The organism is Halovenus aranensis, assembly GCF_900100385.1.
Lineage (GTDB): Archaea > Halobacteriota > Halobacteria > Halobacteriales > Haloarculaceae > Halovenus > Halovenus aranensis.
Genome location: NZ_FNFC01000011.1, coordinates 45,688 through 59,907 on the forward strand (window position 1 = coordinate 45,688; position 14,220 = coordinate 59,907).

A 14,220-nucleotide genomic window follows, 5' to 3' on the forward strand; every position below is an offset into this window, starting at 1 on the left:
AGACCCATGACAACACCTTCCACAGACGAACGCGAACAGCCGTTCCAGGCTACCTTCGAGGTCGCCGACCACGACTCGTGGACGACGTTGCTCCGGACGGTACAGGACGCAGATGTCGGAGCGAGAGCTGTCACTGTCGCGCCGGCCAGACAGCCAACAGTGAACATCGACCTCAGTGTCCTCACAGAAAAACAACGCACGACGGTCGAACTCGCCCTCGCAAAAGGGTACTACGAACAGCCCCGCGAGGTCGCGCTTGGGACACTCGCCGACCGGCTCGGTGTCTCGAAGTCGGCGGTCTCACAGCGGCTTCGTAACGCCGAGACGGCACTCGTCACCGCGGCGTTCGAGTCCTGACTCACTCCGAGGCGGCCCACGCGACGCCCCAGCGTTTGTCGTTGTAGCTGCGTTGGCGGCTCGTCTCGAATGTCGTCTCGATGCGCTGGCGGAGCGTCCGCTTTCCCTCGCGATCGATACTGGCGAGGTCGTCGGCTTTGCCGACCGCCAGCGGCGGGCCGCGCTCGCGGGCAACGTCGGCGAGTATCTGTGTCGTCACCTGCTCGCGTCGGTCCTCGTCACGGGTCACACAGTAGGGAGCTTCGGCCCGGTAGACGAGGTCTTCCCGCGGGTCGTAGACGACGAAAAACGTCACCTCGTAGGCCGACGGCTCGAGTGCTCGCTCGTGGTCGAGTGGGAGTGTCCCGTCGACGAGGACGCCGTCGGTACCAGCGTGTGACCGGAACCAGTTGGTGAACGTGAGCGCGTCTGTCCGGGTCTCGCCGTTCTCGTCGGTCCGTTCGAGAACGCGCCGGAAGAAGGCGTCGTCGTCGACCCAGGGAGCGCCAAGGTTGCGCCGAAGCTGGCGGGTCAACGCCTTCGACGCGCTGTTTTTGACGAAACCGACGAGTGGAATCTCTCGCTCGGCGAAGGTCTCGACGAGTTCGAGGTAGTTCTCGATGACTTCGGTGAACTCCGAGCGCTCGATGACGAGGCGTTTGAGTTCGGGGTCCCGTTCCACCCACTTCAACAGTCCCGTCGGATAGATGGGGCCGTCGAGAATCAGCAGGTCCTCGACCGATTCGGCCTGTGTGAGCGCGTGCTCGCTCTCGGCACGGTACAGCGCCAGGGCGTGGACGACCGTCTGTTCGTACCGGTCGACCCGCGGGGCGTGTAACACCCGGCGCTGGGCGTACCCTTCGTCGTCGACCCGCCAGTCGGGGTCCTGTACGTCGACCGTGTCGTCGTTCGTATGGACGGTCATCACGATAGTCCGAGCGCGATGGAGTTCGATATCGGAGGGGACTGCGGCCATCGCGGCTTGTGAAACGTCAATGACGAGGCCGTTTTTGAACGTCGTCGGGTTGATAGTCCCGGCGTCGAGGCCGTGCTGGGTCGGAAACGGCGACTCCGTGAGCGCGACATCGTCGACAGCCACCTCGCGGCGTCGCGGTTCGTCCAGTGGCTCCAGAATCACGTTCCCTTCGGCGTCTCGGAGTGGATCGAGGAACTCTGCGAACGCCCGTTCGGCGAGGTCGGTGTGGTCGCTGTCGTCGACCTGCTGTGTGACCCGGCGGGCCAGTTGCGCGATGCCGTCCACGTGGACGGGGTCGAGTGTCATACCCCCTCTTTCGAGGCGGCAAATAAAAAGGTGAGCGAGAGACGAGTCGCTACCAGGACCGGGCCGGCGTCGTCCGGTCCTCGTTTTCGATGCGCTCCTCCGCGTAGGCGTTGGCTGCGTCCAGGACGGTCGTCCCTTCGTCTTCGGCGCGTTCTATCATCGTCAGGAGACGGTCACCGATAGCTTCGGCGTCCTCGAAGGCCTGCTGTTCGGTTCCGTCGTGGTACTCGTGATAGACCGTGATGATGCCGCCAGCGTTGATGACGTAGTCGGGTGCATAGAGGATGTCCTCGTCGTCGAGCATCCCGGCGTGGCGCTGTTCGTCTTCGAGGATATTGTTCGCGGCACCGGCCACGATGTCACACGAGAGGTGGGGAATCGTCTCGTCGTTGATAGCGCCGCCGAAGGCACAGGGCGCGAACACGTCACAGTCGACGTCGTAGATGTCGTCCGGCGCGACCGAGTCGGCGTCGTGTTCGTCGGTGAACGCCTCGACTTTCTCCTCGTCGATGTCGGTGACCGTCACGGAGGCCCCGCGTTCGGCCAGTCGCTCGGCGAGTCCGTGGCCGACCTTGCCGAGCCCCTGGACCGCCACGTCGACATCCGAGACCGTATCCGTCCCGTAGACGTGCTCGACACAGGCCTTGAGGCCGTGGAGGACGCCGTGTGCGGTCACGGGCGAGGGGTCTCCCAGCCCGTCGCGCGTGCCCACGACGTAATCGGTGTGCTCGCTGATGATTTCCATGTCCTCGACGCCGGAGTTCACGTCGACCGAGGTGATGTATCGGCCGTCGAGGCAGTCGACAGCCCGGGCGTACGCCCGCATCAGGTCTTCGGTCTTGATATCGTCGGGGTCACCGATGATGACTGCTTTGCCACCGCCCAGATTGAGGTCGGCCGCCGCCGACTTGTATGTCATCGCTCGCGAGAGTCGGAGTACGTCTGTCAGTGCATCCGCTTCTGTGTCGTAATCCAGGATGCGCGTCCCGCCAAGGCTCGGGCCGAGTGTGGTGTCGTGAATCGAGATAATGGCCTCTAAGCCGGTTTCGTCGTCGCTGAAAAACGTTACCTGTTCGTGGTCCCTGTAGTCGCCTGCGTCAAATACCATATCGGCCGTATTCTCTGCTGTAGTAAATACCATGCCATTGGCTGCTGGTTAAAAACCATATCTGACACGGATAGTTGTCTCAGGCCGTCTCGTGGCCGCACAGGTTCATGAGGAGAGGCGGTCAGTGTACCGACCGGCAGCGGCAAAGAGTGCTCTGCCTTTCTGTGTTATCAGGCTCTGCTCGTCGGACTCTGGGGCGAGGTATGCCCCAGTCCAGACGCTCCCGATGCCGAGGAGTGTCCCCGCGAACACGTCGACACCCCAGTGAAGTCCGAGATACATCGTCGAGAAGGCAATAGTCACGGCCATGGTCGCGGCCACGTAGAACCAGCGGGGGTAGCTATCGCGGGTGTACCACGCGAGTAGCGCGACCGTAACCGCAAGCGACGTGTGAAGCGACGGGAAGACGTTCGCGTTCGTATTGATGTGTGTCGTCAACTGTTCTATCTCCGGCCAGACCTCGTACATGAGCCCTCGGACCTGTCCCGGCATGTAGTTTCGCGGCCCGTAGGCGACAAAGAGCGTGTAGCTACAGAGGCCGGTAGTGTAGTTGATAACGTACGCGAGCACCGCAACGCGCAACGGGCGAAGTGTATCCAGAAACGCGTACGCGACGAGCGGGAACAACAGCAGGAACACGTACCCGAAGACGTACACGAGCGAGAGAATCCAGGTTAGCTCCGTCGTCGCGAGCGTCTGTATCGTCGGAACGAGCGTGCCCTCGATACTGTAGAGCGTGTGTGTGATGTTGTAGCCGACGGTCCAAGAGAGTTCACCGCCGATAGGTCGCCAATACATGCCGAATCCGAACACGAAGCCGAGAACCATCAGATGTGGCAGGCTATCCCGAACGCGGCTGCGGTACTCCTCGCGGACGCGCTGGACGCGCTCTCGCCCCACGACAGTGTAGATGCCGATACCGAGACAGACAGTGACGACCGCCGCAAGTTGGAGGTAGTGAACGAGGAGGCTCATTGTTCGAGTAACTCGCCGCTGTCAGAGAACTCGAAGCCGGCGTCTCGCAGGTACGTCTGGATGGCCGCCGTATCGAGGTCGCCGTCGGTCCCAAAGAAGGGGACCTCAGGGTCGCCGTCGTCCCACTGCAGGTCCGAGGGGACCCAGCCGGTCCCCGCCAGTGGACTCACCGCCGGACGAGCGAACCCGCCGAGTATCTCGCTTCGAACGGCCTCTTTGTCGATGAGTCGCGCAACGAGCCGCCTGAAGTGTGGGTTTCCAAGCGGCGAGCGGGCCGTGTTACAGCCGACCATATACAGCGCCGAGGACTGTTCGACGTTGAGGTCGACCGCAGGCTCGCGCCCTGCACGGGGGACGACCGATGGGTTCAGATTCGACAACGTGGCGTCGACCTCGCGGTCGGTCAAGAGTCCGAGCGCAGCGTCGTCTGAGCGGACAATCCGTATCCGCACCCGTTCGAAGTCGAAGGCGCCGAAGGCATCGGGAAACGCCTCTGGGGTCTGGTGTACGGGATGGCTGTCGTTTCGTGTCAAAACGAGTTCCTCGTCCTCGGCGAGAGAATCGAACTGGAGCGGCCCACTCCCGACCGGGTCGAGGTTCTCTCGAACCAGCGCGTCGGTGACCGACTCAGAGATGTCGACGCCCGCGATATCGACTGCTTTCGACGCCGACTCCCACTCCTGTCTCGGGAGTATCGGCAGTGTGAGGGCTCGAACGGCCGTCTGAGGGTTCGCATCGGAGAACCGCAACTCGACGGTCCGGTCGTCTATCGCGGTCACGTCCTCGATGAGAGACGTTCGACCGCGGAACCGGGGAGCGGGGACCGGGACCTCGAACTCGCTGAGGCTCGTATCCGAGAGGAACTCGACGGCGAACACAACATCCTCGGCCGTGAGCGGCGTCCCGTCGTGGAACTCGACGCCGGGTCGCAGGGACGCAGTGATAACGGTGTCGCCGTTGGCCGTCGAGACATCCCAGTTTGCGGCCGCCCACGGCCGCACCGTCTGTCTGTCGTACCGTCCCAGCGAGTCATAGAGGAGGTCGATTATCTGGTGTCCGCTCGGGTACTCGATAGCGATGGGATTCAGGTTCTGTGTGAGGCGGCCGTCCGTCGAAACCAGTCCGAGCGTGTCCCCCGACGCGTCGGTCCGTTCGAGAGTCGCGAGTGTCCGCGCCAGGTCGGTAGTCATCGTTTCCCACCCGGTGAATCGCTCGCCGCGTGAGACCTGAATCGCATCGGGGACGGCGACCGGAACGAACGGCTGGTTTTTGACGATCTCACGCTGGAGTTCAGTGACGGTCTCCCGTCGCTGTGGGCCAGTCTGTGAGCGCTGGGCTTCGAGCAGTTCGTCGATGGTGATGTCGGTCATCTCGAAGGGATTTTGCCACCCGGGCTCGCGGACGAACTCGGAGTGCAACAGCGGTCGGAGGGCGTCTGGACTCTCGATGTTCGGGTGTGCACAGACGAACAGATCGTACTCCTGGTCGATGAGAACCGTCCGCCGAAGTTCGTCTTCGGGATAGAGCGTCAGGTCGACCTCGACACCGACGGTTTCGAGGTTCTCCGCGAGTCGCCGGCCAATCTGTGTCGCGACGGGGTCGGCGTCGCCTGGCAGCGTGACGACTTCGAGCGCGAGTTGGCCCGGGAGTTTCTGGCTGCGCGCCGTCCGAAATCGTCCGAGACAGCCCGCAGCCCCGACGGCCCCGGCAGCGAAAGACGTAAGTACTGCCCGGCGTCGGACAGTCTCGTTTGCCCCGTTCTGGCCCCCACTCATTGTGTCTCTGATTGGTTAACTAAGCCGCCGAATGCTACATAACGTTGATGATTAGTTTCTGAGCAAGAACCGTTCCCTGGTACGGTTGATGCCCACAGACACGGGTCTAGGTGTCCGGTTTCTAGTCGAGGTGTCTCGCCACGCCGAGGCCGGGGTCACCGACGACGTATCCAGCCGGCGGCTTGTCGGGGCGCATCCGGTACACCACGGCAGGAGTGTAGCCGACGCCAGGCTGTGCATCACGGACTGTGAACCACTCGTCGTCACGGAACGAGGTGCAGTCGACGAACAACACCGTCCCCGGATGCGCGTCGAGCTGTGTCCCAGTCTTGCCGTCGACGGTCTCACGGAGCGCGCTCGCCGGCGTCCCGGCGCGTCGTCGTGCCGGTGGCTCCGGCCGCGTCACCTCGATGAGGGTGCCGGAGTCGGCCCGAAAATCGAGGGCGTACCCCGAATCGAGCGGGACCTCTGGGGTAAACCCGTGGCCGGTATCGTCGAGCAGCTTTGCGGCGTGGAGTTCCGCCATCGCCGCCCGCATCCTGACGAGGTCGAGTTGCTCGCTGGTGCCGAGTTTCGTCGCCATCGTGTACCGGTAGTCGTCGAGTATGCCCGTCGAGAGCAGGTCTTCGTAGAAGGCCAGCCCGGCCTCGCGGTCGGCATCCGGGAAGCCAGCCGCGTGGTCGCGGAAGAACGTGCGGGTCGTCTCGCGACCGTCTTTCGAGAAAAACACCGGCAGAAAGAACCAGGTCACGTGGTCGTAGGCGGCGAGCCAAGGGTCGCTATCTGCAAGGTCCTCCAGCAGCTCGCGCTGGGCCCAGCGCGCGAGCGGGTAGGTAACTTCGTCGAACGTGTACTTCTCTGTTCGCCACAGCGCCTGCGGCGTCTCCGTGTTCCCGAGCCAGTAGGCATCGGAGTCGGTCCAGGCAAACAGCGCCAAATCGCCGTTGTCCATCTCGAAGCGACAGGCGTCGTACTCTGGGGGCGGCTCGACCAGCGGCTCGCGCTTGGTCGCACCGAATTTCTCGTCGAGCGGTGAGTAAAGCGCTGTGTCGACTCGGCTGTGACTCCAAGACGACTGCGAGTGACGAAAGCGGATGGGCCCGGCCACGGTCAGAGTTCGGCGGCCAGGGTATTGTGGCTTGTGTCCCATGGAGACAGGCAAAAAGCCCTTTCGTCCCGGTCAATACCCACCGCGACGACCGGAGACTTATTGGTTGCCATGGTCGTACCGAACGTGCATGCGGACGAGAGCGCACTCGAACGACTACGGGGGCTGGCACACCGATGACTGAGTCCGTCGACAAACAGATATACACCGTCCGTCTGGAACTGCGAGACAGACCCGGGGAGTTGCGCCGGGCGCTCGAGCCGATAGCGACCCACGGCGGTAACCTCCGGTCGGTGTTTCACGAGCGAGGAAACCGGACACCGCGTGGCGACATCCCCGTCGAGGTCGACGTAGCAGCCAGCTCGGAACAGCTCGATGCAATCGTGTCGGCCCTGCGTGCGGACGATATCACCGTCATCAAAGCCGGCACACAGCGCTACACAGAAGAGCTGACAGCGATTCTGTTCGGGCAGGGCCTGGACACCGACCTCTCGGAGACGCTGTCGAGCATCGAGGCGTCGACGGCGGCGACCGTCCGGGACGTGACACTGGCCGCGACAGAGGGGGCCGGCGGCACGGCGAGTGCCCGGATCCACCTCGCGACAGAGCCGGACACGACCACGGAGACGCTCGCGACGCTACGAGAGATTGCGTCCCAACGAGGGCTTGCTGTCGTCGAACCGCTGGCCGCGGGTGAGGGTTCATGAGAATTGCAGTCGTCGGCGCAGGTGCGGTGGGACAGGCCGTCGTCGAGCTAGCCGAGCCCTACGGCCACACCGTGACTGCAGTGGCAGATTCGAGCGCAGGCGTCGTCGACGCCGACGGGCTCGACGCCGAGGCGGTGCTCGACCGCAAGCGCACAGAAGGAACAGTCGGACCACAGACGCTCGATGCAGTTCTCGACAGCGAGTACGACGCTCTCGTCGAGGCGACGCCGACGACGGTCGGAGACGCACAGCCGGCCTTCGAGCACGTCCGGACAGCGCTCGGGCGCGACCGGGACGTCGTTCTCGCGAACAAGGGGCCGGTCGCGCAGCGATACGATGACGTGCGTGGGATGGAACGCGACAGCGACGGGGCAGTCCGGTTTGAGGCTACCGTCGGCGGCGCAATCCCGGTGTTCTCGACGATAGAAGACATCGGAGCAGAGAACGTCACCGCCGTCCGTGGCGTGTTGAACGGGACTGCGAACTTCATCCTCTCGCGGATGACAGCCGAAGGCGTCGCCTACGAGCACGCCTTGGCCGAGGCACAGGATATCGGCGTCGCCGAGGCAGACCCGACCTTCGACGTAGATGGAACCGACGCCGCACTGAAGTGTGCTATCCTCGCAAACGTCCTTACAGACACGACCTATACGCTTGACGCTGTCGAGATGATGGGGATACGAGACATTCCTGCGAGTGCACTGGAGCTAGCACAGCAGGGCGGGTCGACGATTCGTCTCATCGGTGAGGTAGACGAGAGTGGTGTCCGCGTCCGCCCACGGCTCGTCGACGAACACGGGACGCTCGCGGTGAGTGGCACACAAAACATCGTCCAGGTCGAGACGACCCACGCCGGCCGAGTTAACATCTCCGGCCGAGGGGCAGGCGGCCACGAGACTGCGACCGCGATCATGAGCGACCTCCGGCAACTCGAATACTGAGTCCCGTTGTCGTGGTATTACCTCACAGAATCGCAAGACGGCACCCGGACGTTCTACAGACTGTATCGAAATGGTTTTATGAGTCACAGGGTTACATCACCGATAGAGCGCCTCTGCGCGTGAGACATCATGAGCGAAGACAAACCACACCAGAACTTGGCCGTCATCGGCCACGTAGACCACGGGAAGAGTACGATGGTTGGACGACTCCTGTACGAGACAGAGAACGTACCGGAGCACGTCATCGAACAGCACAAGGAAGAAGCCGAAGAGAAAGGCAAGGGCGGATTCGAGTTCGCCTACGTGATGGACAACCTCGCCGAAGAGCGTGAGCGCGGTGTCACCATCGACATTGCCCACAAGGAGTTCGACACCGACGAATACTACTTCACTATCGTCGACTGTCCGGGCCACCGCGACTTCGTCAAGAATATGATTACCGGCGCGAGCCAGGCCGACAACGCGGTTCTGGTCGTTGCCGCCGACGACGGTGTGCAGCCACAGACCCAAGAGCACGTCTTCCTCTCGAAGACGCTGGGTATCGACGAGCTCATCGTCGCTGTCAACAAGATGGACCTGGTCGACTACGACGAGACCGACTACAATCAGGTCATCGAAGAGGTCAAACAGCTCCTCAAGCAGGTCGCCTTCGACGGCGACAAGGCGAAGTTCATCCCGACCTCGGCGTTCGAAGGCGACAACGTCGCCGAGCACTCGGACAACACGCCCTGGTACGACGGCGAGACCCTGCTCGAGGCACTCAACGCCCTGCCGGAGCCAGCGCCGCCGACGGACGCGCCGCTGCGCCTTCCGATTCAGGACGTGTACACCATCTCCGGTATCGGTACCGTCCCTGTTGGACGTATCGAGACCGGGACGATGAACACGGGCGACGATGTCGTCTTCCAGCCCAGTGACGTCGGTGGCGAGGTCAAGACCATCGAGATGCACCACGAAGAGGTGCCCAAAGCAGAGCCCGGTGACAACGTCGGATTCAACGTCCGCGGCATCGGCAAAGACGACATCCGCCGTGGCGACGTCTGTGGTCCCGCCGACGAACCGCCGTCGGTCGCCGAGACCTTCGAAGCGCAGATCGTCGTGATGCAGCACCCGAGCGTCATCACGGCTGGCTACACGCCGGTCTTCCACGCTCACACGGCACAGGTCGCCTGTACCATCGAGTCCATCGACGCGAAAATCGACCCGTCGACCGGCGAAGTTGCCGAGGAAGACCCCGACTTCATCCAGTCCGGTGACGCCGCGAAAGTGACCGTCCGACCGCAAAAGCCCCTGAGCCTCGAGCCGTCCTCGGAAATCAGCGAGCTCGGCTCGTTCGCAATCCGCGACATGGGCCAGACGGTCGCCGCCGGACAGGTCCTGTCGGTCAACGAGCGATAACATGCAGCAAGCACGCGTTCGGCTGGCCGGTACCAGCCCCGAAGACCTCGACAGTATCTGCGGCGAGGTCAAAGACATCGCCGACAAGACTGGTGTTAAGCTCTCGGGGCCGGTTCCGCTACCGACGAAGACGCTGGAAGTTCCCTCGCGCAAGTCCCCCGACGGTGAGGGGACGGCGACCTGGGAGCACTGGGAGATGCGCGTTCACAAGCGCCTCATCGACATCGATGCGGACGAACGGGCGCTTCGACAGCTGATGCGCATTCAGGTACCCAACGACGTGTCCATCGAGATCGTCCTCGAGGACTGAACGCCCCACACGCGCAGGGGCACTTCGCGGGCTCGTAGATCAGTGGCAGATCGCTTCCTTCGCAAGGAAGAGGCCCCGGGTTCAAATCCCGGCGAGTCCATTCGTTCTATTCCATTCGGCTCATCAAGCAGTCGACCGCTGGGCACAACCCCAGAAAACCGGCGTGGTTTCAAGCCGGAGAAGCCTACGGATGCAGAGGAGCCACACGGTCGGCCGAAAAACGGCAATCTGCAGTGAGCTGAACCTACTGGGGAAGATACATCCCCTTCGACGCGGGCACGGTACGCTCGAAGCCCCACTGTTCGTAGAAGCCGTCGACATCCGCCATGAGATTTACGTAGGCCGTTTCGGGGGCGTTGTCGTCGATGTAGGCCATCAACGCATCCATCATGCGAGACCCAAGTCCCCGTCGCTGGTGGTCGGGGTGAACGACCATATCAGAGATGTGATAGACACAGGCACCGTCGCCGACGATTCGCGCCATGCCGATAGTCTCCTCTGAGTCAGCCTCGACAACCGTCACACCATAGATAGTATTCGGAAGGCCACGGCGTACCGCCTTCACCGAGCGCGGCGTCATTCCGGCCGCGTCTCGGAGTGCGACGAACGTCTCGGGGTCGGGGAGCGACTCGCGAAGCTCGTAGGTCATAGCTGTGTGTTTCGCTCGGCCATGTTATGCCCACTGATGACCGCGGCGTCTTGCCGTTCGCGCGAGGAGAGGGTGGCTGTCTCGGGTCGCCAAGAGCGTGTCTACAGACAGACACTACGGAGTCTTTCGGTGCGGAGCGAGATGCTCACCCGTCTAATGGCTGTGATTTTTTCACTCGCAGGTATTCGAGAGACTGAATTACAGACACTCGACTCTCGTATCGAATCTTCAGGTATTTACAGCCACCAGTGTCAGTTGCCAAAGATCCTCAGAAGATTTATATTGGGGACTGTAGTACCACCGATGCCGGGTACGCTCTTGCACAGAGCACACAACCGCCAGTGGGTCGCACCATTCCACACACTATCTCCCCGCTGTCGGTAACCGGCATTTTCACAGATGTACTCGCTGCTGCCTGCATCCCACGCCAACAGCAGTGCCGCCCTCGTCTCCTTAGGTATGACAATACGCTACAATACCGGCAAATACCCAAAGCCTAAGCACGCTGACCGCGTACAGGCAGGTGATGAGCACGGACACCAACGAACAGAGTCCAGAGGACGAGCTTCGTGAGCGCATCACGAACTTCCTGCGGCGAAACTTCCCGCAGATTCAGATGCACGGTGGAAGCGCAGCCATCCAGAATCTCAACCTCGAAGAGGGGTCGGTCACCGTCCAGCTCGGCGGTGCCTGTTCCGGCTGTGGTATTTCGCCGATGACGATTCAGGCAATCAAGACCCGCATGACGAAAGAGATTCCCGAAATCGAGACCGTTCACGCCTCGACAGGCATGGGCGGCCAAGAGGGAATGGCCGGCGGTGCTGGCGGTGACAGCGGCATGAGTCCTTCCTTCCCCGGTGACACCACCGAGGACAGCGAGGAAGACGAAGGTCCACAGGCCCCCTTCTAGTTCTTTCGGGGCCTCTCGTTTCTCCCCGGCGTAGTCACGACTCTAGATGCCCGTGTTCGGCCTCCCACGTCCGGACCAGCGCGGTCAGCGTCTCGTTGACCGGGACCGGCTGAGATGCGTGTTCGACGACGTAGCCGTTGATTGCGGCAATCTCGGTGCGTCGTCCGGCCTCGATATCCTGTAGCATCGACGAGCGGTTGCGGGCCGTCGCGTCCGCGACAGCAACGGCCTGTTTGGCCGCCTCGTCGGCGTCAACGGACACTCCCTGCGTGCGTGCGACGCGAGCAGCCTCGCGAGCAGCCCGGCGTGTCACGCTCGCGCCGGGGTCGTCTGTGAGTGCGCCGTTGGGAACGCGCGCGAGTGCAGTCGCCGCGTTGATACCGGCGTTGACGGTCAGCTTTTCCCAGAGACGGCGTGGCATCTCGGTGCTCACAGTCGTTGCCAGTCCGCCGTCGTCGAACGCCGTTCCCACCCGGTCGGCGAGGGCTGACTCCCCACCCTCGCGAGCGCCCAAGACGACCTCTCCCAGACCGCTACACTCGACGTGGCCTGGGTCACGGAGGCGAGCCCCGTACGTGCACGTCCCCGCGAGTACCGGCGAGTCCAGTCGTGTGGCAAGTGCCGCCTCGTTACCCATGCCGTTTTGGAGCGACAGTACGGCGTCCAGGTCGGCGGTCGCCAACTCTCTGGCCGCGACAGAGGTGTCAAAACTCTTGACGGTCACGACGCCGAGGTCGGCCGCCTGTGGCACAGCCGTCCGCCCGGTGGGGCTGACGTGTCTGTCGACCGCGCCGGAGAGACAGAGCCCTTTGGTATCGACAACTCCGACGTGGGGGTCACGCCCGACGAGGGTCACCTCGTGGGTGTCGGCGAGCAGGCCGCCGATGAGACTGCCGAGGCTACCCGCACCGAACACGCAGATATCCATTACCGGACGGTCAGTCTTCCTGCCAGTAATAGATATCTTCTCGCGGCGCGCCACACGACGGACACGACTCCGGGATGTCAGCAATCCGCCCCATCTCTCCACACTCCCAGCACCGCCACATCACCGCGTCGGTCCGCTCGCTCTGACTCGGACTCTCCGGGAGTACGTCGACGTCGGCGTCAGCTGTCACGTAGAAGCCGTGTTGGTCGAACCCTCGCACTACTCCGAGCGTATTCCCATCTTCGTCGTACACTGTTTTGCCGGACTGTACTTCTCGTCTTTCAGTTTCTTCGTGCATGCAGTGGCTTGGAGATGGCGAAATATAAGACATGTGCTAACAACTAACACATTAAAAGAATAACGAAGAGACGGGGCTCAAGACGCTCATACCGCCAGAAACCGGGCGGGTCGCCGATACACGTTGTCCGAACAGCGGTTCTTTTTTGCCACTAACAGGGCAAACGGGAGAGAGATAGCGATGCTGGGCCTGCTCGGACTGGAGGGGTTCGCGCCGACAGTCGAGGTACAACTGCTGGGGTCGGCCGTGCTGGCCGGAGTTGCCTTCGTGACGGTCGTACTCGTCCGGCGGCTTCGCCGACAACTCGCCGAACGATACGCCCCGACACTGGTCGACCTCGTCAGCTCACTGCTCGTGGTAGGAACACTGGTGGCCGCGACGCTCGCACTCGCGGACCTCTGGGGCCACAGGTCGACGATACTCGAAGAGGTCGGTGTGTTCCGCCTCGACGAGCGTGCCCCAGAGATAATCGTTTCGCTGTGTGTCGTGGTCGTGACCCAGGTTCTGTCAGGTATCGCCGCGCGGTTGCTCAACGACTTGGCGACAAAACAGAACGCACTCACACAACATCAGGGAGAGGTCGGCCTTCGGGTGACACAGATTACGCTCTGGAGTCTCGCCGGTATCGTCGTCTTGGGCGTCTGGAGCGTCGACCTCACCGGGTTGTTGGTCGGTGCTGGCTTCCTGGGTATCGTCGTGGGCTTCGCCGCGCGAAAGACGCTGGGCTCGCTGCTTGGCGGATTTGTCCTCATGTTCTCGCGGCCCTTCGAGGTTGGCGATTGGATTTTCATCGACAAACAGAGCGGCGTCGTCTCTGACATTACACTGATGAGTACCCGCATTCAGGGGTTCGACGGCGAGTACATCGTCGTCCCAAACGACGTGGTGACGAACAAGACAGTCTCAAACCGCTCGCGCCAGGGACAGTACCGGGTGCCGGTAGAGGTGGGTGTCGATTACGAGACGGACATCGAGCGCGCACAGGATGTCATGACCGAGACGGCCGAGACAGTCGTCTCACGGTACGAGTTCGCGCGCGAGACACCCGCCCCGGAGGTGCTGGCACAGGGACTCGACGATTCGGCTGTCGTGCTCGAAGTCGCAGTCTGGGTCGACAGTCCGACCGCGCGACGTGTCATGCGCGTCGAGGACGACCTGATTCGGGCGCTCAAAGCCGCCTGTACAGACGCGAACATCCAGATTCCGTATCCACAGCAGACGCTCTCGACTCGCCACGACGCGGGTGTCGAGGTCACAGATGCCACCGAAAACGAGTGAGTTAGCCGTCGACCTGGTAGCCAGCGTCTTCGATTGCAGCGGTAACGTCGTCCGTCGAGATACCATCGGCCTCGACCGCGACGCTGTCTTTCTCGTGGTCGGCATCGACCGACTCGACACCCTCGAGCGCGCCGACGCTGTCTTCGACGTTCGATTCGCAGCCTCCACACGACATGCCTGTGACGGTGAACGTTTTCTGCATACTTTCACTTGGTGA

The 14,220-nt window shown here is 62.5% G+C and carries 16 protein-coding genes and 1 tRNA gene; 8 read left to right on the top strand and 9 right to left on the bottom strand.

Annotated features, from left to right (window positions below; translation table 11 throughout):
• Positions 1-6 precede the first annotated feature (6 nt).
• Complete coding sequence (locus BLR34_RS11810) at positions 7-357, top strand: helix-turn-helix domain-containing protein (protein ID WP_092703275.1); 351 nt, start codon at positions 7-9, stop codon at positions 355-357.
• 1 nt (position 358) lies between these two features.
• On the opposite strand, the gene BLR34_RS11815 is transcribed toward BLR34_RS11810, so the two are convergent.
• The 5 genes from BLR34_RS11815 to BLR34_RS11835 form a co-directional block, all read right to left on the bottom strand.
• The gene (locus BLR34_RS11815; protein WP_092703277.1) at positions 359-1,618 is read right to left on the bottom strand and encodes a DNA double-strand break repair nuclease NurA; all 1,260 of its coding nucleotides are present in this window, start codon (positions 1,616-1,618) and stop codon (positions 359-361) included.
• A gap of 49 nt (positions 1,619-1,667) precedes the next feature.
• A complete protein-coding gene (locus BLR34_RS11820; protein ID WP_092703437.1) occupies positions 1,668-2,726 on the bottom strand; it encodes a Leu/Phe/Val dehydrogenase in 1,059 nt (352 codons plus the stop codon).
• Between the two features lie 105 nt (positions 2,727-2,831).
• On the bottom strand, positions 2,832-3,701 hold the full coding sequence (locus BLR34_RS11825) for a phosphatase PAP2 family protein (RefSeq protein WP_092703279.1): 870 nt from the start codon (positions 3,699-3,701) through the stop codon (positions 2,832-2,834).
• Positions 3,698-5,476, bottom strand: coding sequence for an ABC transporter substrate-binding protein (locus BLR34_RS11830; protein WP_092703281.1), 1,779 nt, complete (start codon positions 5,474-5,476; stop codon positions 3,698-3,700). The genes BLR34_RS11825 and BLR34_RS11830 overlap by 4 nt, the downstream gene beginning before the upstream one ends.
• A 121-nt stretch (positions 5,477-5,597) precedes the next feature.
• Positions 5,598-6,584, bottom strand: a complete 987-nt coding sequence (locus BLR34_RS11835) for a DUF5784 family protein (RefSeq protein WP_092703439.1) — start codon at positions 6,582-6,584, stop codon at positions 5,598-5,600.
• Positions 6,585-6,760: 176 nt separating this feature from the next.
• On the opposite strand from BLR34_RS11835, the gene BLR34_RS11840 reads away from it, so the two are divergent.
• From BLR34_RS11840 to BLR34_RS11860, 5 genes are all read left to right on the top strand, one after another.
• The gene (locus BLR34_RS11840) at positions 6,761-7,291 is read left to right on the top strand and encodes an amino acid-binding protein (protein ID WP_092703283.1); all 531 of its coding nucleotides are present in this window, start codon (positions 6,761-6,763) and stop codon (positions 7,289-7,291) included.
• Positions 7,288-8,232 carry a homoserine dehydrogenase gene (locus BLR34_RS11845; RefSeq protein ID WP_092703285.1) on the top strand — a complete coding sequence of 315 codons (945 nt, stop codon included), beginning with the start codon at positions 7,288-7,290 and terminating at the stop codon, positions 8,230-8,232. The genes BLR34_RS11840 and BLR34_RS11845 overlap by 4 nt, the downstream gene beginning before the upstream one ends.
• A gap of 129 nt (positions 8,233-8,361) precedes the next feature.
• On the top strand, positions 8,362-9,630 hold the full coding sequence (gene tuf / locus BLR34_RS11850) for a translation elongation factor EF-1 subunit alpha (protein ID WP_092703287.1): 1,269 nt from the start codon (positions 8,362-8,364) through the stop codon (positions 9,628-9,630).
• Position 9,631: 1 nt separating this feature from the next.
• A complete protein-coding gene (rpsJ, locus tag BLR34_RS11855; protein ID WP_092703289.1) occupies positions 9,632-9,940 on the top strand; it encodes a 30S ribosomal protein S10 in 309 nt (102 codons plus the stop codon).
• Between the two features lie 28 nt (positions 9,941-9,968).
• Positions 9,969-10,040, top strand: a tRNA-Ala gene (locus BLR34_RS11860).
• A gap of 144 nt (positions 10,041-10,184) precedes the next feature.
• Here BLR34_RS11860 and BLR34_RS11865 read toward each other — a convergent pair.
• Entirely contained in the window at positions 10,185-10,589 is a 405-nt protein-coding gene (locus BLR34_RS11865; RefSeq protein WP_092703291.1) for a GNAT family N-acetyltransferase, read from the bottom strand.
• A 526-nt stretch (positions 10,590-11,115) separates the two neighbouring features.
• On the opposite strand from BLR34_RS11865, the gene BLR34_RS11870 reads away from it, so the two are divergent.
• Positions 11,116-11,499 (top strand): NifU family protein, encoded by a 384-nt coding sequence (locus tag BLR34_RS11870; RefSeq protein ID WP_092703293.1) that lies wholly within the window; start codon positions 11,116-11,118, stop codon positions 11,497-11,499.
• 34 nt (positions 11,500-11,533) lie between these two features.
• On the opposite strand, the gene BLR34_RS11875 is transcribed toward BLR34_RS11870, so the two are convergent.
• Positions 11,534-12,427, bottom strand: a complete 894-nt coding sequence (locus BLR34_RS11875; protein ID WP_092703295.1) for a ketopantoate reductase family protein — start codon at positions 12,425-12,427, stop codon at positions 11,534-11,536.
• Positions 12,428-12,437: 10 nt separating this feature from the next.
• Positions 12,438-12,725: a DUF7130 family rubredoxin-like protein gene (locus tag BLR34_RS11880; RefSeq protein ID WP_092703297.1), complete on the bottom strand. Its 288-nt coding sequence runs from the start codon at positions 12,723-12,725 to the stop codon at positions 12,438-12,440.
• Positions 12,726-12,905: 180 nt separating this feature from the next.
• On the opposite strand from BLR34_RS11880, the gene BLR34_RS11885 reads away from it, so the two are divergent.
• Positions 12,906-14,003: a mechanosensitive ion channel family protein gene (locus BLR34_RS11885; protein ID WP_092703299.1), complete on the top strand. Its 1,098-nt coding sequence runs from the start codon at positions 12,906-12,908 to the stop codon at positions 14,001-14,003.
• A gap of 1 nt (position 14,004) precedes the next feature.
• Here the strand turns inward: BLR34_RS11885 and BLR34_RS11890 are convergent, their stop codons facing one another.
• Positions 14,005-14,205: a heavy-metal-associated domain-containing protein gene (locus BLR34_RS11890; protein WP_092703301.1), complete on the bottom strand. Its 201-nt coding sequence runs from the start codon at positions 14,203-14,205 to the stop codon at positions 14,005-14,007.
• Positions 14,206-14,220: the final 15 nt, after the last annotated feature.

Excerpts from the sequence above, each read along its gene's own strand:
- BLR34_RS11890 (WP_092703301.1), bottom strand. The coding sequence starts at position 14,205 with ATGCAGAAAACGTTCACCGTCACAGGCATGTCGTGTGGAGGCTGCGAA.
- BLR34_RS11815 (WP_092703277.1), bottom strand. The coding sequence starts at position 1,618 with ATGACACTCGACCCCGTCCACGTGGACGGCATCGCGCAACTGGCCCGC.
- BLR34_RS11830 (WP_092703281.1), bottom strand. The coding sequence starts at position 5,476 with ATGAGTGGGGGCCAGAACGGGGCAAACGAGACTGTCCGACGCCGGGCA.
- tuf (WP_092703287.1), top strand. The coding sequence starts at position 8,362 with ATGAGCGAAGACAAACCACACCAGAACTTGGCCGTCATCGGCCACGTA.
- BLR34_RS11820 (WP_092703437.1), bottom strand. The coding sequence starts at position 2,726 with ATGGTATTTGACGCAGGCGACTACAGGGACCACGAACAGGTAACGTTT.
- BLR34_RS11875 (WP_092703295.1), bottom strand. The coding sequence starts at position 12,427 with ATGGATATCTGCGTGTTCGGTGCGGGTAGCCTCGGCAGTCTCATCGGC.
- BLR34_RS11865 (WP_092703291.1), bottom strand. The coding sequence starts at position 10,589 with ATGACCTACGAGCTTCGCGAGTCGCTCCCCGACCCCGAGACGTTCGTC.
- BLR34_RS11825 (WP_092703279.1), bottom strand. The coding sequence starts at position 3,701 with ATGAGCCTCCTCGTTCACTACCTCCAACTTGCGGCGGTCGTCACTGTC.
- BLR34_RS11810 (WP_092703275.1), top strand. The coding sequence starts at position 7 with ATGACAACACCTTCCACAGACGAACGCGAACAGCCGTTCCAGGCTACC.
- rpsJ (WP_092703289.1), top strand. The coding sequence starts at position 9,632 with ATGCAGCAAGCACGCGTTCGGCTGGCCGGTACCAGCCCCGAAGACCTC.
- BLR34_RS11880 (WP_092703297.1), bottom strand. The coding sequence starts at position 12,725 with ATGCACGAAGAAACTGAAAGACGAGAAGTACAGTCCGGCAAAACAGTG.
- BLR34_RS11870 (WP_092703293.1), top strand. The coding sequence starts at position 11,116 with ATGAGCACGGACACCAACGAACAGAGTCCAGAGGACGAGCTTCGTGAG.
- BLR34_RS11840 (WP_092703283.1), top strand. The coding sequence starts at position 6,761 with ATGACTGAGTCCGTCGACAAACAGATATACACCGTCCGTCTGGAACTG.
- BLR34_RS11885 (WP_092703299.1), top strand. The coding sequence starts at position 12,906 with ATGCTGGGCCTGCTCGGACTGGAGGGGTTCGCGCCGACAGTCGAGGTA.
- BLR34_RS11845 (WP_092703285.1), top strand. The coding sequence starts at position 7,288 with ATGAGAATTGCAGTCGTCGGCGCAGGTGCGGTGGGACAGGCCGTCGTC.